The 18,628-nt window shown below is 74.7% G+C and carries 18 protein-coding genes and 1 pseudogene; 8 read left to right on the plus strand and 11 right to left on the minus strand.

The genetic code is table 11. The annotated features are described in order from the left end of the window. Positions 1–452 precede the first annotated feature (452 nt). Positions 453–1,184: a response regulator gene (locus O7595_RS23110; RefSeq protein WP_269730530.1), complete on the plus strand. Its 732-nt coding sequence runs from the start codon at positions 453–455 to the stop codon at positions 1,182–1,184. A gap of 180 nt (positions 1,185–1,364) precedes the next feature. On the opposite strand, the gene O7595_RS23115 is transcribed toward O7595_RS23110, so the two are convergent. Beyond that, complete coding sequence (locus O7595_RS23115; protein ID WP_269730531.1) at positions 1,365–2,234, minus strand: universal stress protein; 870 nt, start codon at positions 2,232–2,234, stop codon at positions 1,365–1,367. Positions 2,235–2,621: 387 nt separating this feature from the next. Here O7595_RS23115 and O7595_RS23120 point away from each other — a divergent pair, with 387 nt between their 5' ends. Next, entirely contained in the window at positions 2,622–2,876 is a 255-nt protein-coding gene (locus O7595_RS23120; protein ID WP_269730532.1) for a DUF2397 family protein, read from the plus strand. Between the two features lie 215 nt (positions 2,877–3,091). On the opposite strand, the gene O7595_RS33945 is transcribed toward O7595_RS23120, so the two are convergent. Further along, the gene (locus O7595_RS33945; protein ID WP_443071704.1) at positions 3,092–3,928 is read right to left on the minus strand and encodes an SCO2400 family protein; all 837 of its coding nucleotides are present in this window, start codon (positions 3,926–3,928) and stop codon (positions 3,092–3,094) included. 431 nt (positions 3,929–4,359) lie between these two features. Here O7595_RS33945 and O7595_RS23125 point away from each other — a divergent pair, with 431 nt between their 5' ends. Together O7595_RS23125 and O7595_RS23130 are read left to right on the plus strand one after the other, a co-directional pair. Then, on the plus strand, positions 4,360–5,715 hold the full coding sequence (locus O7595_RS23125; RefSeq protein ID WP_269730533.1) for a flavin monoamine oxidase family protein: 1,356 nt from the start codon (positions 4,360–4,362) through the stop codon (positions 5,713–5,715). Between the two features lie 191 nt (positions 5,716–5,906). Continuing rightward, on the plus strand, positions 5,907–7,703 hold the full coding sequence (locus O7595_RS23130) for a PP2C family protein-serine/threonine phosphatase (protein WP_269730534.1): 1,797 nt from the start codon (positions 5,907–5,909) through the stop codon (positions 7,701–7,703). 31 nt (positions 7,704–7,734) lie between these two features. Here the strand turns inward: O7595_RS23130 and O7595_RS23135 are convergent, their stop codons facing one another. Beyond that, a complete protein-coding gene (locus tag O7595_RS23135) occupies positions 7,735–7,914 on the minus strand; it encodes a CsbD family protein (RefSeq protein ID WP_138055446.1) in 180 nt (59 codons plus the stop codon). 225 nt (positions 7,915–8,139) lie between these two features. On the opposite strand from O7595_RS23135, the gene O7595_RS23140 reads away from it, so the two are divergent. Together O7595_RS23140 and O7595_RS23145 are read left to right on the plus strand one after the other, a co-directional pair. Further along, a complete protein-coding gene (locus O7595_RS23140) occupies positions 8,140–8,880 on the plus strand; it encodes an SDR family NAD(P)-dependent oxidoreductase (protein ID WP_269730535.1) in 741 nt (246 codons plus the stop codon). Between the two features lie 67 nt (positions 8,881–8,947). Then, positions 8,948–9,181: pseudogene (locus O7595_RS23145) on the plus strand (MFS transporter); the annotation flags it as partial. Between the two features lie 42 nt (positions 9,182–9,223). Here O7595_RS23145 and O7595_RS23150 read toward each other — a convergent pair. Then, complete coding sequence (locus tag O7595_RS23150; RefSeq protein ID WP_269730536.1) at positions 9,224–10,489, minus strand: S8 family peptidase; 1,266 nt, start codon at positions 10,487–10,489, stop codon at positions 9,224–9,226. Between the two features lie 297 nt (positions 10,490–10,786). Between O7595_RS23150 and O7595_RS23155 the strand changes: the two genes are divergently transcribed. Continuing rightward, the gene (locus O7595_RS23155) at positions 10,787–10,942 is read left to right on the plus strand and encodes a hypothetical protein (protein WP_269730537.1); all 156 of its coding nucleotides are present in this window, start codon (positions 10,787–10,789) and stop codon (positions 10,940–10,942) included. A 126-nt stretch (positions 10,943–11,068) separates the two neighbouring features. Here the strand turns inward: O7595_RS23155 and O7595_RS23160 are convergent, their stop codons facing one another. The 6 genes from O7595_RS23160 to O7595_RS23185 all read right to left on the minus strand — a co-directional run bounded on the left by O7595_RS23160 (position 11,069) and on the right by O7595_RS23185 (position 17,029). Further along, positions 11,069–11,314 (minus strand): hypothetical protein, encoded by a 246-nt coding sequence (locus O7595_RS23160; RefSeq protein WP_269730538.1) that lies wholly within the window; start codon positions 11,312–11,314, stop codon positions 11,069–11,071. Next, positions 11,298–11,549, minus strand: coding sequence for a DUF6400 family protein (locus O7595_RS23165; RefSeq protein ID WP_269730539.1), 252 nt, complete (start codon positions 11,547–11,549; stop codon positions 11,298–11,300). Before O7595_RS23165 ends, O7595_RS23160 begins: the two co-directional genes overlap by 17 nt. 295 nt (positions 11,550–11,844) lie before the next feature. Further along, positions 11,845–13,212: a carboxyl transferase domain-containing protein gene (locus O7595_RS23170; RefSeq protein ID WP_269730540.1), complete on the minus strand. Its 1,368-nt coding sequence runs from the start codon at positions 13,210–13,212 to the stop codon at positions 11,845–11,847. Continuing rightward, positions 13,205–14,689 (minus strand): acyl-CoA synthetase, encoded by a 1,485-nt coding sequence (locus O7595_RS23175; protein WP_443071705.1) that lies wholly within the window; start codon positions 14,687–14,689, stop codon positions 13,205–13,207. The genes O7595_RS23170 and O7595_RS23175 overlap by 8 nt, the downstream gene beginning before the upstream one ends. A 585-nt stretch (positions 14,690–15,274) precedes the next feature. Then, complete coding sequence (locus O7595_RS23180) at positions 15,275–16,312, minus strand: rod shape-determining protein (protein ID WP_269730541.1); 1,038 nt, start codon at positions 16,310–16,312, stop codon at positions 15,275–15,277. Between the two features lie 159 nt (positions 16,313–16,471). Further along, positions 16,472–17,029 (minus strand): hypothetical protein, encoded by a 558-nt coding sequence (locus tag O7595_RS23185; RefSeq protein WP_269730542.1) that lies wholly within the window; start codon positions 17,027–17,029, stop codon positions 16,472–16,474. A gap of 138 nt (positions 17,030–17,167) precedes the next feature. On the opposite strand from O7595_RS23185, the gene O7595_RS23190 reads away from it, so the two are divergent. Then, positions 17,168–17,887 carry an SCO2400 family protein gene (locus tag O7595_RS23190; protein WP_269730543.1) on the plus strand — a complete coding sequence of 240 codons (720 nt, stop codon included), beginning with the start codon at positions 17,168–17,170 and terminating at the stop codon, positions 17,885–17,887. 235 nt (positions 17,888–18,122) lie between these two features. Here O7595_RS23190 and O7595_RS23195 read toward each other — a convergent pair whose 3' ends face one another. Continuing rightward, positions 18,123–18,563 (minus strand): MarR family winged helix-turn-helix transcriptional regulator, encoded by a 441-nt coding sequence (locus tag O7595_RS23195; protein WP_269730544.1) that lies wholly within the window; start codon positions 18,561–18,563, stop codon positions 18,123–18,125. Positions 18,564–18,628 lie beyond the last annotated feature (65 nt).

Raw genomic sequence — 18,628 nt, forward strand, 5'->3', positions numbered from 1 at the left:
GTGGCCATGTCGAGCTCCCCGGAGAGGGCGACTGCCGTGGTGCCGTCGTTCGGTGCTGTCGTGGTCGGGTGACCGGAGCCTGAGTGGGACCTCTCCGCCAAGGCGTCGCCGGTCGGCTCGGCCGACGCTCGAAAGCCCATCAGCTGAGCGGTCGTGGCCGGCAGGCCCTCAGGCCCCTGACACAGGGCCGCTGGTCCCTCCGGGCCAGTGACGGCGTCCCAGGGGGAGGCCCGGTGGAGTCCCCCCGCACCAGGGACGACGGCGCCGAAGCCGGTCAGTCTCCCTGTGTGTCGGCCATCTGACGGGGTGACGGAGCGACAGGGACGGTCGGCGCAGGGGAGCTTCTCCGGGCAGGGGAAGCAGGGCCGTTCGACCCTGGCCGTCCGGCCCGTACGAGGGCACCATGCAGAGGGTCCGCCCGGCGGACGAACCCAGCCGATACGGAGTGTGTGATGACGGACAGCAGTGGCGGACCCATCGAGAAGGGCCCGGTCAGGGTGTTCCTCCTGGACGACCACGAGGTGGTGCGCCGCGGTGTGCACGACCTGCTGGACGCCGAGCCCGGCCTCACCGTGGTCGGCGAAGCGGCCACCGTCGAACAGGCGCTGGTGCGGGTGCCGGCGCTGCGCCCGCAGGTCGCGGTACTGGACGTGCGCCTCCCGGACGGCGACGGTGTGAGCGTATGCCGCGAGTTGCGCTCCCGGATGCCCGATCTGGCCTGCCTGATGCTCACCTCGTTCGACGACGAGGAGGCGCTGCTGGACGCCATCATGGCCGGGGCGTCCGGCTATGTCCTCAAGCAGATCACCGGCACCGACCTCGTCCACGCCGTGCGGACGGTGGCCTCCGGCCAGTCCATGCTGGATCCCGGCGCCACGGCCCGTGTGATGGCACGTCTGCGAGGCGATGCCGGGCGGGACGAACAGCCGCAGGGGCTGCCCGCGTTGACCGACCGCGAGCGGGAGATCCTGGCGCTCGTGGGCGAGGGACTGACCAACCGGGAGATCGGCAAGCAGCTCTACCTGGCGGAGAAGACGGTCAAGAACAACATCTCCCGGCTGCTGGCCAAGCTGGGTGTGGAGCGGCGGGTACAGGCCGCCGTCATCGCCACGCGGGCACTGGCTGCCCGTGGGGGCCAGGCGGGCCCGGCCTCCCCGGCGCGTGAGGCCCGCCCGCGGAACTGAGGCCCCCGTCTCCGTAACCGGAGGCCCCGATCCGCGCCCCGCGCAAGAGGCCGACCCCGGTTCCGGAGAGGAACCGGGGCGTCGGCCGTCGGACGAGGGGTGCCGGCAGGGACCAGGCACGGGCCCGTATCGCCGGACCTGGTGCCGGGTGACCCCGGCCCGGAGCGGACGGACCGGTACTCAGGCGTGCGGCACCACTGCGACGGGGCAGCGGGCGTGATGCAGGGCGGCATGGGCCACCGATCCGATGCGGGTACCGACGGGGGAGCGGCGTACCCGGCGGCCCAGCACGAGCAACTGTGCCCGGGCGGCGGCCGACAGCAGCACCTGCCCCGCGCTTCCGATTTCCACGTGCGCGATCACCGGCACGGTGGGGAACTTCTCCCGCCACGGAGCGAGCGCCCGCTCCAGCGTCTTCCTCTCGAACGGTTCCAGCCCTCCCGCCGCGTCGGCGAGGCGCATCGAACCCGGGCTGTAGGCGAAGACGGGCGGCAGGCTCCAGGCCCGTACTGCTCGCACGGTCGCGCCTCGTGCCGCGGCAGCCTCGAAGGCGAACTCCATTACGGCGTCACCGTCCCCGGACTCACCCTGCTGGCCCACGACGACCTCGTCGCCTTCCGGCTCGTGCTGCCCGTCGTGGCCCCGGACCGACACCACCGGGCGCGTCGCGCTCGCGATCACCTGCTGACCGTACGAGCCGAGCAGGAAACCGGCGATCGCCCCGTGCCCGTGGGAGCCGATGACCAGCATGCCGGCCCGCTCAGCCTCACAGAGCAGGGCGGAAACCGCCGTATCGGGCACCACTTCGGTGGTGACCGAGAGGTCCGGATACCGGTCGGACACGCGTGTCCCGGCCTCCAGCAGCACGGCGTTGGCGGAGTCGGCCTGCACGTTCCTGTCCTGGACGACGGGGACGTCCAGGGGCTGCCAGAGCCAGGCGTGCACGATGCGCAGGGGCATCCCGCGGAGCGTGGCCTCGCGGGCCGCCCAGTCAGCCGCGGCCAGGCCCTCCCGGGATCCGTCCACTCCTACAGTGACAGGGCGAGTCATGCGATGGCCTCCGTACGCCTCGGGCGGGCACGACCGCTTCGGCCGCCCCCTGGTACTTCGATCCTCACGGGCCGGGGGCCGTCCGACGAGGGCCGGTCGGCCCGACCTGCGGACCCGTTCGGCCGGCGGTGCCCGCCTGGCGTCTCCGGCCGAACGGGACGGTCCCCGCAGTCCGGTGCCGTTCGCGGCTTGTGCGTGCACGAGGCGCGGCGTGAGGAGTTCGCACGACCTCCGCGGTGACGTCTCCGCCGGTCGACGCCCTGTCCGCGGGAGTACGGCCCGCGACGCGCGGTCGACGTGGCGGTGTGGCGGTGTGGCGAGGTGGCGACGTGGCGGTGTGGGCCGGGATTGCCGACGAGGCGGCCTCATCGGAAGAGTGCCGTGACGATGACGTCACGCACGGCCGAACCGGACCGTGACGGCCCAGCCGAGGCCGCTGCGTCCCTCGCCGACCAGGACCGGCTGATCCAGTACCTGGAGCGGTTCATCCAGGACCTGATCACTCTCGGCGGGCGGATCGCCCTGCTCATCGGGGAACCGGAGGGCCAGGGCCGGGTGGGCCTGCTGCTGCGGCCGGCGGCCGCGCGGGAGGCCGCCGATGCCGCTCCGGACGAGGCGGACACCGCCGAAACGCAGGCGTAGGAGCGGTGGGCGGGGCGCTGGGCCGGACTCGCCGCCGTCGAGAAGGCACCGCCTGACCGCGCGGAGCGGCGCGGGCCTCCGCGCACCGGCCCTCCGGCTCTCGTCGCGCACCGGCCCGCTCTCCCTTCGCGCACCGCCCCGCTCGCCCTCCGCGGTCCGGGCCCGCCGGCCGGGTGATTTCCCGGTGGGCGTGGCACCGTCGACGTCGTTTCGGCTCATGATTGCCGGGGCGGTACGCGTTTGGGCAGGGCGTTGGTGACTGGCGTCTCTGTGGTGTCGGGGGTGGGGCTGGCCGTGGGCGAGGTGCCCGTGCTGCCGCTGGGGCTTGGTGTGATGGGAGGTGTCGGTGGGGGTGATGGGGCGGGGCGGTTGGTGGAGGGGCGGGTGCTCGGTTCTGTGGTCGCTGGTGGTGGAGCGGTGTCGGGGGTGGGTTTCGGAGTGCGGGTGGCGGGGGGCTCCGGGGTGGTGGGGGTGGTGCGAGGGGGTCCGGGTGCAGCGTCGTTGCGTTCTCGGGCGGCTCCCCTGGCGGGGTGGGTGGTCGGACGTTCCGGTGGGGCCGAGGCCGTCGGCCGTGCGGTGCCGTGTTCCCGGGGTTCGTCGGGGGGTGGCAGGTCCGGGCTCGGTGCGGCCAGCGGGAGGCCGGCGGAGCCGTCGGCCAGCAGCGAGGACGTGCCCAGGCCGCCCAGCACCGCGAAGGCGGCAGCGGCGAGCGTCCGGCCGCCGTACGTCCTCCACCGCCGCGGCCGGGGACGGTGGGCGTCGGCCACATGTGTCGCGGCCCCGTGGTCGGGGGCCGTGGCCACGGGTGTCGTCGCCGTCGGGCCCGGCGGAGTGGCCGGCTCGGCCGCGACCGGGGGAGCGGCATGCGCCGTGGCCGGGGCAGCGGCGGGCGACCCGCCGGGAGCCGGTTCCTCGTCGGGGCGGGTCTCCGCCATCGCCGTGGCGACCGGCGGAATCCCGTCCGCGCCGGCCATGGCGGAGTCGTAGGCACCGCATTCGGGGCACGTCACGGCGCCGTTGAGGGTGCGGTGGCAGGGAACGCAGTAGTCCATGGGCGCGACCGCTCAGTACGCGGGCCGCGGGCGGCAGCCGTGGGCCGCCGGACGCGCCGGGCAGTGGACCGCGGACGCCGGGCGGAACCGGGTGCGGTGCGGAAGGAACCTTGGCATGTGCGGACCTCGCTCACTCACCGGTCTGGGTGGGGTCACCGGTTACCGGGGTCAACGAGGGCCCGCGAGCGGGCGTTCAACCGTCGGCGGAAACGTGGCACGGGTAACTTCCCCGCCCGTGGGGGCCGTTGGCTGGCGCGCCCGGCCGGGCGCCCGCCCCGGACGAGGGCACGGGCCACCGCGCCGGGTGGGTGTGCGGGACCTTCCAGCGGGAGGGCGGTGCGTCGCCCGGACGGCCCCAAGTGCCGCACGGGCGGTTCACCCACCGAGCGCCGTCGCCCCCGGCGGGTGAGGCTGCCCGTGGAGGTGCCCTCATGGAGCAGACGACGGCGGACGTGTGTGTGGTCGGTGCCGGATTCGCGGGTCTGGCGGCCGCGCGGAACCTGGCGCACGCGGGCCGGGAGGTGATCGTGCTCGAAGCCCGGGACCGCGTGGGCGGCCGGGTGTGGAACCGGGAACTGCCCGACGGCACCGTCGTCTCCGCGGGTGGGACCTGGCTCGGGGACGGCCAGGCGAGGATGTTCCGGCTCGCCCGGGAGTACGGGCTCCGGGCGTATCCGCAGTACGACGACGGCGACCACGTCCTGCGCCTCGACGGCGTCGACCACCGCTACCGGGGGAGCATCCCCAAGGCCGGTCCGGCGGCGCTCGCCTCCCTGGGACTGGCCTTCGCGCGGTTGAACGCGATGGCGCGGCGGCTCCCCGCCGACGCCCCCTGGCTGGCCCCGAACGCGCGGACGCTCGACGCCCGCACGCTCGGGCAGTGGCTCGCCGATCCGCTCAACGTGCCCTCCGGGACGGCGCACACCGTGCTGAAGGCGACGATGAGCCTGCTGTTCTGCACCGACCCCGCCGAGGTCTCCCTGCTGGGGGCGCTGGTCCTGGCACGGGGCGGCGGCGGGTTCGACTACTACACCGACAGCGGCAGGACCGAGACGCATCTCCTCGACGGCGGGACCCCGGAGCTGGCCCGGCGGATGGCGGAAGGGCTGGGCGACGCCGTACGTCTGGCCAGTCCGGTCCGGCGGATCGTCCAGAACGGGAACGACGCCGAGGTGAGCACGGACGTGCTGACGGTACGGGCGCGCCGGGTCATCGTCGCCGTACCGCCGGTGCTCGCCGGGCGCATCCTGTTCGAGCCGGCGCTGCCGCCCGCCGCGGTCCATCTGAGGCAGCGGATGGCGCCCGGCTCGATCATCCGCGTCCACACCTCGTACCCCGAGCCGTTCTGGCGCGGTCAGCGCCTGTCCGGGCAGACGCTCGCTCCCCTGTCGGCCGTCCCCGTGACCATCGACCAGACCCCACCCGGGGGCAGGCCGGGCGTGCTGAGCAGCTACGCCTTCGGATCCGGGGCCGTTCGGCTCGGCCGGCTGGACCCCAAGGAGCGCCGGGACGTGTGGCTGCACGCGCTCGCGGAGCGCTTCGGCCCGGAGGCCCTGCATCCTCTGGGACACCTGGAGACGGACTGGTCCGCGCAGGCGTGGTCCGGGGGCGGGATGATCGGCCACTTCCCGCCCGGGGCACTGACCGGCTACGGCCGTGCTCTGCGCGAGCCGGTCGGCCGGATCCACTGGGCGGGCACGGAGACCGCGACGCAGATGCACGGGCTGATGGAGGGCGCGGTGCGCTCCGGAGAGCGTGCCGCCCGGGAGGTCCTGGCCCTGCACTGACTCCCCCCACGATCCCGCCCGGGGCGGCGGGGGACGCCCGGCCCGCCGCGGGCAGTGCCGCACCGTGGGGTCCGGCCCCGTCCCGCCCCCGGCCCTCCGGGACGTCCCGGCCGGACGGGTGGGGGAAGATGGGGAGGAACGACCCCGGTGAGTGCTGATGCACCTGGAATCGAGGGATTCAGGGAGGCCTCATGCCGCGCACCGACGACGCCCGTCCGGTCGGTGCCGAGGAACAGGTGCCCGTCCCGCACGATGACGTAACGACGCTCAAGCACGTCATCGAGCAGGAGATCGCCGCCCTGCGCGCCGACGTGGGGGGCTCCACCCCCGCGCGGGCGACCCGGCCGTCCCCGGGCGGGAGTGAAGCCCCCCACGTCGGCGCGGACGCCGCCGTGCCGCGGGACGGCGGGCCCACCGGGCGGGCCCGCGGGCAGGACCGGGATCGGGGCCCCGGAGCCGCGGACGGCGGCGATCCCTGGGCGTGCCTCACCGCCGCGCTCCCGGCCGTACCGCTGGCCACCGCCCTCCTCGCGCCGGTGTGGGACGACGGCAGGGGAGAGGAGGGGGCGACCCTGGTCGACTTCGTCATCGCGGCCGGTAACCGCGTCCGGTCCGCCGAATGGCTCGAACCCCTGGGCCTGCTGGTGGGGCAGCGGCTGCTGACCGTACGGCCCGGGGCGGCCTCCGCCGGACTGGTCGAGGCCCTCGCCCACGTCCTGAGGACCGGCCGGCCCCTGCACGGGTGGGCCCTGGACTACACGGAGCGGCGGGAGGGGCGCCTCAGGAGGGTCCAGCTGCTGTGCGACGCGGCCGCGAGCGGGGACCGGATCCTGGCGACCTGGCGCCCCGCGCTCACCGAGGCCGACCTCCTCACCAGCGACGCGCAGAAGCTGGTGTCCATGGGGTGGGGGAACTGGGACCTGCTGTCCGGGGCGACCAACTGGTCGGACGGGCTGCACCGCATCTTCCGCACGGCTCCCGGCCGGACGTGGTCGCTGACGGAACTGTGCGACGCACTGCTCCCCGAGGACGTCCCGCGGTTCGCACAGTGCGTCAGGGCCCTGCTCGCCGGGAGCGACACACCCTGGACCCGTGTCCGGTTCGTCGTCGGGGACGAGGTCCGCACCCTGGACGTGCTCGGCCGGCCGCTCGCCGGCACCGACGGCCGTCCGTGGGCGATCCACCTCGTGGCGAGGGACCTGACGCCCCAGACGCGCAGCCTCCAGCGCCTGGCGGAGACCCGCAGGGAGACCGAGGAACTGCGCCAGCAGGCCGCCGCCGAACGCGAGGTGGCCTCCCAACTGCGCGAGGCGCTGCTGCCGACCCACTCCGCCCAGCTCGCCGAGGCGGGCGTCACCGTCGCCGCGGCCTACCTCCCGTCCGAGCACGAGGTCGCGGTCGGCGGTGACTGGTACAAGTGCCGGCTGCTGGCCGACGGCCGGGTGCTCCTGGCCATCGGGGACGCCAGCGGCCACGGCCTGGGGGCCGTCGCACGGATGGCCCAGCAGCGTCACGCACTGGCCGGGCTGGCCCAGACCGGGGCGGAGCCGGGGACCATGGCGACGTGGCTGAACCAGCTGATGTGCGGAGATCCCACCGCCCTCACCGCCACCGCCGTGGTCGGGTTCATCGAGCGCCGCACCCTGCACTGGGCGTGCGCCGGCCATCCGCCGCCGGTACTGCGCCGGGGCGGCGGGGCCGCGCTCCTTCCGGGCGACCACGCAGGACCCCTGCTCGGGCTGATCCCCGGGTACGCGTACGAGACCGCCACCGTGCCGCTGGAGCCGGACGACCTCCTGCTCCTCTACACCGACGGCCTGATCGAACGGCGCGACGAGGACATCGAGGAGTCGCTCGACGGTCTCGTCCGCAGCCTCGCGCGCGAAGGGCCGCTGTCGCCGCAGGAGACCGTCGACGACCTGATCTCCGCCCATGCCGCTTCCGGCCTGGAGGACGACGCGTGCCTACTGGCCCTGCGGATCGACTGACCGCGCGGGGCCCGGAGGCCGGTCGGACGTCTCAGTGGTGCCTGGTGTGCCTGCGCACCTGGTCGGCCGCCTTCTCCGCCATCTCCTGCGCCTTGCCGCGCAGCATGTCGCTCCGGCCCGAGCGCTGCATGGACTTGTCGCCCATGGTCTTCCCGAGGGTTTCCTTCAGCTTGCCCTTGATCTGCCGCGCCTTGGCGTTGTGCTTGCTCATCAGGATCGGTGTCCTCTCGGGTCCGTGGTGCGTCCACGCACCGGTTAACCCTGCGCCTGTTCACCCTGCGCCTACCCGGGTTGGCCCGCAACCCGCGCACCTGTACGCCCATGGACCCGTACGCCCACGCGTCCGCACCCGCGCCGTCCCCGGCTGTGATGGAGTGGCCCCTGGAGGGCCCGCAGGACGTCCGGCGCGGGCAGGAGCGAGCCCGGGAGGCGCCACATGGCACGTCCGGTCACCGTCGTCACGGGCGGGAGCCGCGGCATCGGCGCGGCCACCTGTGTCCGGCTGGCCGGCGACGGCCACGACCTGGCCCTCGGGTACGTCAGCAACGCGGCGGCCGCCGAGGAGGTCGCGAGGGCCGTGCGCGCCGCCGGCGCGCGCTGCGTCACCGTACGGGCGGACACCTCCGACGAGACGGCGGTCGAGCGGCTGTTCGACATCGCGGCGGCGGAACTCGGTGCCGTGACCGGGCTGGTGAACAACGCCGGTGTCACCGGCCCGCTCGGTCGGCTCGTCGACGCCCGCACCGAGGACCTGCGCCGGGTCATCGACGTGAACCTGCTGGGCTGTCTGCTGTGCTGCCGGCGCGCGGCCCGCGACATGGCCGCGCACGGTTCCGGCGCGATCGTCAACATCTCCTCGGTCGCCGCGACGCTCGGCGCGCCCGGGGAGTACGTCCACTACGCGGCGACGAAGGCGGCGACCGACGCCCTGACCGTCGGCCTGGCCAAGGAACTCGGCCCGCAGGGCATCCGCGTCAACGCCGTCGCCCCCGGCACCGTCAACACCGACATGCACGCCGCCATGGGCGATCCAGACCGGCCCAGGAAGGTGGCCGCGGTGACCCCGCTCGGCCGACCGGGAGAGCCGTCCGAGATCGCCGGGGCCGTCTCCTGGCTCCTCTCGGACGACGCCTCCTTCACGACGGGGACGGTCCTGCGGGTCTCCGGCGGCCGCTGAGCGCGCCCGGGCCGGCCCCTCGGCGGGGGCCGGGCGTCCCCGGGACGCCCGCGCCCCACCGCTCACCACCATGCTGCAGGCGACCGCGCCGGACGAGATGCGCGGCCGCCTGCAGGGGGTCTTCGTCTTCGTGGCGGGCGGCCCCCGCCTCGGCGACTTCCTCGCCGGCTCGGTCGCCGACGTCACCTCGCCCGCCGCCGCCGTCACCGGCGGCGGGCTCGCCTGCGTCCTCGCCGTCGCCCTCCTGGCGCTGCGCGGTCGCGGCTTCCTGCGCTACGACGCCCGCCGGCCGACGCCGTGAGTCCCGGGGGAGGGTCCTCCCGCTCGGCGGGATCGGGCGGGATCAGAACGAACGGAGCCGGAGCAGGGGCTCCTTGACGCCGTCACCGTCCTCCGACGGCCAGGTCCAGTCCGTGCCGCCCGCCGCCACCAGGGCCGACCTGACCTCGGCGGGGGAGGCGCCGGGGTGGGTGGCCCGGTGGAGGGCCGCGCCGCCCGCGACGTGGGGTGCTGCCATGGAGGTGCCGGACAGGGTGGAGTAGCCGCCGTTCATGAAGGTGGAACGGATGCACACGCCGGGGGCGATCAGGTCCACGTCGCGCCCGTAGTTGGAGAAGTTGGCGAAGGTGTCGTCCCGGTCCGACCGGCACGTGGGGCTGCCGAGGCCGCCCGGCTTGCCGTCGAAGTCGGCCAGCGCGCTGACCGTGATCACCTCGTCGTAGGCGGCCGGGACGAAGCCGGCCGCGTCGGTGTGGTCGTTGCCGGCGGCGACGGCGTAGGTGACGCCCTTCGCCACCGAGTTGCAGATCGCCTGGTGCATGGCGTCGTTGTTGGTCTTGCCGCAGTTGCCGTCGTCCGTGCCCGAGCCGCCCAGGCTCATGTTGACGACGTCGATCTCGTCGGCGTGCTCGGTGACGTGGTCGATGCCGCAGATGACGTTCGAGGTGCTGCCGGAACCGAACGGGCTGAGCACCTGGACCGGCCAGAGCCGTACGCCCGGTGCCACGCCGACCACCCCCGTGCCGTTGTCGAGGGCACCGATCGTGCCGGCCACATGCGTGCCGTGACCGTGCATGTCCATGGGCGGAAGGATCGGCAGCCAGCAGTTCTTGCCCCCGGCCTCGTGCACGTTGAGATCCGGGTGGTCCGCGTCGATACCGGTGTCGATGACCGCCACGTCCGCGTCGACCCGGGTGTCCTTGCCGTCGATCGCGGCGGTCGCGCTGAGGTCGGCCTCCACCCTGTCCACCCCGGTCGGCACCGACTGGGCGGCGATCCGCACCGGAAGGTCGGGCTCCACGGACCGGACCCCCGGCTCGTCCGCGAGCGCGGCCGCCGTGGCCGCGGTCATCGACGCCGCGTAGCCCTGCAGGGCGTGCCGGTAGACGTGCACCACCACGGCGCCCATGGACGACGCCCGCCCGACGGCCGCGTTCACGGCGGCGTCGGCGCTCTCGGCCGCGGGGGTGTGCTCGAGCGTCACGATGTACCGGCCGGTGGTCTGACCGGTGGTCTGACCGGACTGGGCGGTCGTGCCGGCGACCGCGGTGGCCGACGGGGCGGCCGCGAGTGCGAGGACGAGCAGCGCAGCGCCGAAGATCTTGGGCATCCCAGACCTTTCTTGAGGAAGTCGTCGGAGGCCGACCGGCCTTCACCGGCCTTCTTCCGGAAGGTCAACGTGTTCGGCGCTTACAGCTAGCAGTTCCCGGGCGGTGCGACGGTCCGACATCCGGGCGGTCACCGGATTGCTGACCACTCGTCATCCATATAGCTGTGTCATATTCCCCGCCGGGCGCAAGCCCGACGTCGGGATCCTCTCCGAGTGCGTCGAGGGCGCCACCGGCTCCGACCGGACCCCCTGGGCGGCGCTGGAGGTGACGTACGACGGCGGGTCGAACCGGCACAGGTGCGGCTCGACCGTGAGCGCGGGGCTTTCGCCGCGTGGGAGGCGTCGTTCACGGTGCCGAGGGACGCCGGGTTCGTCTCGCTGCGGGCCTCCGCGGCGGAAGACCGGGGCGGCTCGGTGAAGCGGGAGATCATCCGGGCGGCCGGCGCGGAGTGACACGCCGGGGGGCACGGTCGAAGGCGGACCCGGTACGGCGAAGCGGCGCCGTACCGGGCCGTTCCACGTCCCGCCGGTGATCGGCGGCCAGAGAGCGGCCCTGGGCGGCGGGCCGGGTCCGCGGGATCAGCAGGGCGGCGGGTCCCCGGCGGGACGCTTGGCGCGGCGGCGGGTGTCGACCGACCACATATGGGTGCAGCCGGGGCACTGCAGATGGACCACCGCGCCCTTGTTGGAGATCAGATAGCGCCAGTGCTCCGCGCAGTTGCGCCGTTCGGCGCAGGGGGCGCAGTCCCGCGCGTCGTCGCAGGCCGGGCAGGGCAGCCAGGCGCGGCGGGCGATGTCGGCCTGCGGATCAATGGGAAGGCGCACGGCCCGGGCCCCCTTCCGGAAGGACACCGGCGGCCACGAGCATGTCGTATGTCCGCTGCTGGCCGGCGTCGAGACCGGAGTAGAGCAGCGTGTAGGCCGCCTCCTCGCCCTCCAGCGCGGCCACGGGATCCCAGTCCGGTCCCAGCGCGGCCACCACCTCGGCCCGGCGCCGGGCCTCCTCGAAGGTCAGGTCGATCTCGAACGGGGTCAGGTCGGGCGAACGGTCCTGGTCCATGGGCGACACTTCCGGTCGTGCTGTGGTGCGGTTGCCCCTCCGGGCGTCTGCCACGTCTACCAGAGGGCCGCCGTGCGAGGGAAGGGTTGCCTAAGTTGCTGTGACGCACCTCATGGCCCAAGGGCTCCACGGGTCACTCACAGCACGGCGACCGGACGTGCCGACCGGACCACCCGGACCTCTCACGCGGCGGGGGCGCCGGACGGTCCGCACGGGGCACAGGGCACGGGGCACGGTCCGCACAGGGCACGGTCCGCATGGAATACGGACCGCACGGACGTCCGCGTCGCTCGGTTCACTCGGCCCGGGCCACGATCCCCCGCACCAGCCCCAGCTCCACGAGATCCCGCGGCCGCAGCCGTAGCTGGTCCGCGGTCGCCGGGGTCTCGGACGGGTCGCGCTTGAGGATCGCCGCGGCGAGTTCGGGCGCGATGACCGAGAAGTAGCTGTCGGGCGTGACCCAGGTGTTCGCCGGGGCCGCCAGCGCCAGCGCCCCGCCGGAACCGCCCTCGCCGATCACCAGGGTCGTCACCGGGACGCGCACCGACGCCACCGCCGCGAAGACGTCGGCGATGGCCGCGCCCGCGCCGGTCCGCTCGGCCTCGGCGTCGTTCGCGGCACCGGGCGTGTCCACGAGGGTGAGCACCGGGATCCCCAACCGGTCGGCGAGCCGGATCAGCCGGGAGGCCGTGCGGTACCCGGCGGGCCGGGTCGCGGTCCCGGCCTGGGCCGCGTACGCCACGACCCGGCCTTCCCGCAGCCCGAAGCCGCAGATCATCCCCGGGTCCGTACCGCCGCACCGATCGCCGTGGAGGTCCGCACGCTCGTCGAACCAGGCGTCGAGGTACGCCCCCGCGCGGGGGCGGTGCGGAGCCCGCGCGCGCCGCACGGCCTCCCATCCGGTGGCCGCCGCGCCGTACGCGCCGTCCAGCGCGAGGGGCGGCGGGACGGGCACGCCCGGCACCGGACCCGCGGCGCCGCCCATGAGCAGCCGCAGCCACAGCGACAGCGCCGGACGCAGCCGGTCCGGGGGGACGATCGCGTCGATCTGCCCGGCGGCCAGCTGGCCCTCGGCCGTGTACGCCGAAGGGTCCGCGTCCGGAGGCCTGACCCGGGACCCGGCGAACCCGACCTGCGCTCCCGGGAGCGCGAGGACCACGTCCGCGCCCGCCCCGAGCGTGGCCCAGCCGCCACCGGTGGCGGGGTCGCGCAGCACCGCGAGCTGCGGCAGTCCGGCCGCACGGGTCAGCGCCGACGCCCGGGCCACCCGCTGGAGCTGGCTCAGGGCGACCATGCCCTCCTGCATCCTGCTGCCGCCCGTCGCGACCAGCGACACCAGCGGCAGCCGCTCGGCACGGGCGTGCGCGTACGCCCCCTCCAGCAGCTCCCCGGTCCGCCGGCCCAGCGACCCGCCGAGGAACCGGAACTCGAACGAGACCAGCACGGCGCGCCGGCCCCCGATGTCCGCCGTGCCCCAGACGACGGACTCCCGCTCACCGGTGCGCGCCGCGGCCCGCGCCCGCGACTGCGCGTATCCGTCCCACCCGAGCGGTCCGTCGCCGAGAGGGCCGTCGGCGGACGGGTCGTCCGCGCTCGCCGGGTGCTCCTCGAAGACATCGGTGACCAGGGCCGTCGCCTCGCGCGCCGTGAGACCGTCAGCCATGGGGGAGGGCCCGCTTCATGATCTTGCCCATGTCGTTGCGGGGGAGCGTGTCGAGGAAGCGGACCGTGCGCGGCCGTTTGTGCGGGGCGAGCTGGGACGCGACGTGGTCCGCCAACTCGTCGCCGGACGGCGGGTCCGCGGGATCGACGGGCACCACCCACGCCACGACCCGCTCGCCCAGGTCGTCGTCCGGTTCGCCGGTCACGGCGGCCTCCCGCACCCGCGGGTGCTCCAGCAGCGCGTTCTCGATCTCACCGGCGCCGATCTTGTAGCCGCCGCTCTTGATCAGGTCCGTTGCCTTGCGGCCCACGAGCCGCACCTGCCCGTCCGGGGCCCGGACCGCCATGTCGCCCGTGCGGAACCAGCCGCCGTCGAACGCCGCGGCCGTCGCGTCCGGCCGGTTCAGATAGCCGGTGAACAGGTTCGGCCCCCTCACCTGGATCTCGCCGACCGTCTCCCCGTCCAGGTCCGTGATCTCCGACCCGTCCTCTTCCACCAGCCGCAGTTCCACACCCGGCAGTGGGAGGCCGACCGATCCGGGGCACGGCTCGCCGTCCACCCGGACGCTCGTGTTCATCAGCGTCTCGGTCATCCCGTACCGCTCGACGACCCGCCGGCCCGTCGCCGCGAACAGCCGCTCGTGGTCGTGGACGGGCAGTGCCGCCGAACCCGACACCAGCAGGCGCGCGCCCGAGAGGGACCTCGTCAGCTCCGGGTCGCCGTCCACCGCCTCCGCCAGCCGGTGGTACATCGTCGGCACCCCGAAGAGCATCGTCCCGCCCGCGGCGAGCTCCCGCCCCACGCCGCCGGCCGAGAACGTCCCGAGGTGCCGCACCGAGCCGCCCCGCCGCAGTGGCCCGAGGACGCCGAGGACCAGCCCGTGCACGTGGAACAGCGGCAGCGCCTGGACGAGGACGTCGTCGCCGGTCCACGCCCATGCGTCCGCCAGCGCGTCCAGCGTGGCCGCGATCGCCCTGCGCGGCAGCACCGCGCCCTTGGGCGGACCGGTGGTCCCGGAGGTGTAGACGACCAGGGCCGGGGAATCCGGGGCCGGCTCGGCGGGCAGTGCACGGTGGCCACCCGCCGGCTCGTCCCCCGACCCGGCGACACGGACGTCGATCCGTTCCGCCCCGGCCAGCACGGGAGGCAGCTCGTCGCCCTGGCGCGCGAGCACCAGCCGCGGCGCGCTGTCCCCGACGATGTGGGCCAGTTCCCGCTCTCCGGTACGCGGGTTGAGCGGTACGGCGGGCACCCCCGCGAGCAGCGCGGCGACCACGCCGACGGCCGTCTCGAGCGTGGGCGTGGCCCAGACCGCGACCGGGCCCGCTCCGGAGATCCGTTCCGCCGTCCTCCCGGCGGCGGAGGCCAGCCCGCCGTACGTCAGCGACCGGTCGCCGAAGCGCAGCGCGGGCCGGTGCCGCACTCCGTCGGACGTGCCGTCCGCGGTGGCCGCCAGGGCCGGGAAGAGAGCACTCACGGGTCGTCCTCCTCAAGTCGCTTCCGCACCGTTTCGCGGGGCAGGCGGTGGGCGCCCGCGGCCCCACCATTCTCCCCGCGATCACCTACTCGTGCGTAACAAATGCTCGGACCCGCGAGGGGCGAGGTGCGGCGACAGGTCGGAGGAGCGACTCCCATGCGGCGTCCGTGCCCCCTCGCGGCGGACGCTCGTCCCCGGCCGTACCGCGCGGAGCGGCGGTTTCCGGTGTTCTGGCGTCAGGTGGTCCGGTCCGGTGCCCTCCGCGGTGGTGCCGCCGGGGTGCCGCCGGGGGCTGTGCCGGCCCGGCTCGGCGATTCCGGGGCCGCGTCGTGCGTGACGGTGTGGCGCTGGGCGCGGCGGCCGTCGGGGAGGCGTGGGGCGCGGTGGCTCGACCTCGACATCGACCGCGGTGGGCCCCGGCCGCCGGTGCGCCGCCGCGAGTACGGCCGCGCAGTGCCGTAAGGATCGTCTCGCCGCGCTCCGCGCCCACGAGCGCGCGTCCGCCGGCCCGGCGAAGCGCACCGCGGGCGGACGCCGGGGTGGCCGCCGCGCCGCCGGCCTCCCGCAGCGGGCACGGGCCCGCACTCAGGCGGTGAGCGGGGAGAGGACCATCGAGCTGATGTTGCCCTCCAGCATCTCCCCGAGTCCCAGCACCGCACACACATCGGGGCGTTCGGCGATGAGGACCGGCATCCCGGTCGCGTCGCGGAGCATCTGGTCGAGCCCGGGCAGCAGAGCGCTGCCGCCGACCATCATGATGCCGCGGTCGGCGAGATCGGCGACGAGGTCGGGCGGGCAGTCCCGCAGGATCCTTCCGATGCCGTCCAGCACGGCGGTCAGCGGCGTGTGGATCGCGTCCCGCACCGCCGCGGTGTCGACCCGCACCGAGCGCGCCAGACCGGTTGCCACGTCCCGGCCGTGGATCTCGGTGGTCGAGGGGCCCTGGAGGGTGAGGCCGTTCTCGCTCAGCGCGACCTGGAGGGGGCGTACGGACTGGCTCGGCAGCATCAGTTCGTGCTGGTGGCGCAGGTGCTGGATGACGGCGTGGTCCACGGCCTCGCCGCCGACCGGGATACGCGCCGCGGTCACGATGGAACCGAGGGACAGCACGGCGACCTGCGTGGTGGCCGCACCACACATCATGATCATCGTCGCGGTCGGCTGCTCCACCGGCAGACCGCAGCCGACGGCCGCGGCGATCAGTGTGTCGACCAGCTCGACCCGCCGGGCCCCGAGTCCGACCAGCGTCTCCACGGTGGCGCGCTGGGCGAGCGGATCGGCCTCGTGCGGTGTGCACGCTGCGGCGCGCAGCCTCGGCTTGCGGCGCAGCTGCCTGCGCAGCTTCTCGCCGAGCAGATGGCGCAGCATGCGCTGGGCCATGTCGATGTCGACGACGGTGCCGCCGGACACGGGGCGCATCACCCGGATGTAGTCGGGGGTACGGCCGGTCATCTGCTCGGCGAACTCGCCGACGGCGATGAGGGCGCCGTTGCGGATGTTGACGGCGGCGACGCTGGGCTGGTCGACGACCAGTCCCGCGCCCTTCACATAGACCCGGGTCCGCGCGGCACCCAGGTCCACGGCGACGTGGCAGCGGCGCAACTGCTCAAGACTGACGGTCATGGCAGGTCCTCCCGAGACGGTTCCCTCCTCGCATCCTGCGATCGCCCGGGGCGTGACGCGCGCTGGGCTGCGCCGGTCGGGGGTGGGACTCCGCCGGGAACGCCGGGGGCCGGGCGGACGCCGGGCGCGTGATGTCGAACGCCGGTCGCGAGCGTCGGATCAGGAGTCGTACGCCACGTGCTGCAGCAGGCCCCAGGTGAACTCCGCCACGCACGACCGGCCGTCGGGCACGCCGAACGCCAGCCGCCAGCGGGTGGGGGCGGTGCCCTCCATCGGCCGCACCGGGGCGAAGGCCGCGGCGACCTCGTCGACCGTGCAGCGCCAGGGGCGCAGGTCGTCCGCGGTACGCAGCTCGGGCCCGGCGGCCCCCGGCGCCCGTACGAGCCATTCGTTCCAGACCGCCCCGCCGGGCCCGGCCAGCACCTCGAACCGCAGGTCCGGCCACAGGGGCACCGGCCACCGCAGCGCGTCGCACTCCAGGTCGCCGATCCTGCGGTGCGCCGTGGCCTCGGGCTCGCCGAGCACGGAGCGGTACCGGGAGAGGGCGCCGCGGGCACGCGGGGAGCGGACGGTCGCCTGCCAGCGGCGGTTCGCCTCCCGCATCTCGGCGGCCGACGCGCCCAGCTCACGGCGTGCCTCCTCGACCAGTCCCGGCTGGTGGTCGGCCATCCGGCGGAGCAGGACGAGCTGGAACGCGCGGGGCCCGAAGCTGTTCATGCCCTCATCGTGCCCGTATGGGCCGGTCCGCGACGCCGCTCCGGCCAGCCGACGTGCCGTGGAACTGCAGATTCCACACAGGATCCTCACAGTCACGCCTACCTCAGGTGTCACATCGCTGCATACGCTCCCGGAGCCATGGATTACTGCCACCAGTGCCGCCGACACCTCAACGGAGCCTTGGCGTGCGCGGGCTGCGGTACTCCCGCCGAGGAACTGCGCCACTTCCGCCCCGTCTCCGCCGCGACGGAGAGCGACGTCGTCGTCGAACTGGGCGGCGCCCACCGCGACGAGGACGGGCCGCCCGCCGGGCGCCGCCGTGCCGGCGGCCGCCGTATCCGCAGGGCCGCAGGCACCCGCAGGGCCCGTCGCAAACGCGGGCGGAAGGTACTCATAGGGACACTCGGGCTGGCGCTCGCCGCGGGCGCGCTGAGCCTGGCGGAACTGGCCCGGGAGTCCTCGGGCGGCGGTGACGACACCGCCGTCGAGGTGCGTGAGCAGGAGTCCCTGGAGGTCGACGACATACCCGAGCCGACCGGCAGCGCGGAGCCGCCGCCCGGGCCGAGCGCGGTGAGCGAGCCGCCCAGGACGTCGCCCGCCGCTGTCAGGCCGACGGGTTCGGTCGGGCGCGGCAGCACCAGACCGACGGTGGAGGCGTCCGCGCCTCAGGAGGAGCCGAGCGAGTCGGAGCCGGTCGTGCCCGACCCGCCCGACGACGACGGCACCCCGTCTTCGAGCGGCGATCCGTCGCAGCAGCCCTCGCAGTCGGCTTCACCCCCGCCGCCCCCGCCGGCCGCCGAGCCGGCCCCCTCCCCGACGCCGACGAAGGACTGCTGGCTCATCTTCTGGTGCTCGTAACCCGCGGAGCTTGCTGCGGCCCTGACCCCCCACGCGCCCCCTCCGAAGACCCTCGGGACCCTCCACGCGTCCCCTCCGGGCGTCCCCCGAATCCGTCCCGCGCCCTCTCGGCGAACGCGCGCCCCCTCCGGCGGTGAGGGCGCCGACGCCATCCGGACCCCGGATGCGGACCGGCGCCCGGATGTCGGCCTCCGGTCACCGTTCTCGCTCCGCCCAGCCGTTCTCGACCGCGCGCCTACGCGCCGGCCTCGGCGTCGCCCAGCATCCGCTTCAGCAGGTCCCGCAGCGTCCTGCGCTCCTGGGCCGACAGCTCCGCGAGCGGCTCGCGCGCGAAGTGCAGGGCGTCGCGGAGCTCGCGCGCCGTCCGGCGGCCCTCCTCCGTGGCCGCGGCTATCTTCACCCGGCGGTCGGCCGGGTCCGGCCGGCGTTCCACCAGGCCGCGCGCCTCCAGCCGGTCGATGATTCCCGTGACGTTCGACGGCTCGCACCTCAGCTTCCGGGCGATCCGGCGCATGGCGGTCGGCTCCATGGACAGCAGTCCGAGCACCCTGGCCTGCGCCCCGGTGAGGTGGTAGCGGGCGGCGGCCTCCTCGTACTCGTCGTGGTAGCGAGCCACGACGGTGCCGATGAGATCGACGACCTCGAGGGTCAGCGGGTCCGTGCGTGTGGTGGCCATGCCGTCAGCATACCCGGATACTTGACAACGTGAAATATTCAGTCGCATGGTTGTTTCAGGACATG

Source organism: Streptomyces sp. WMMC940 (assembly GCF_027460265.1).
Taxonomy (GTDB): Bacteria; Actinomycetota; Actinomycetes; order Streptomycetales; family Streptomycetaceae; genus Streptomyces.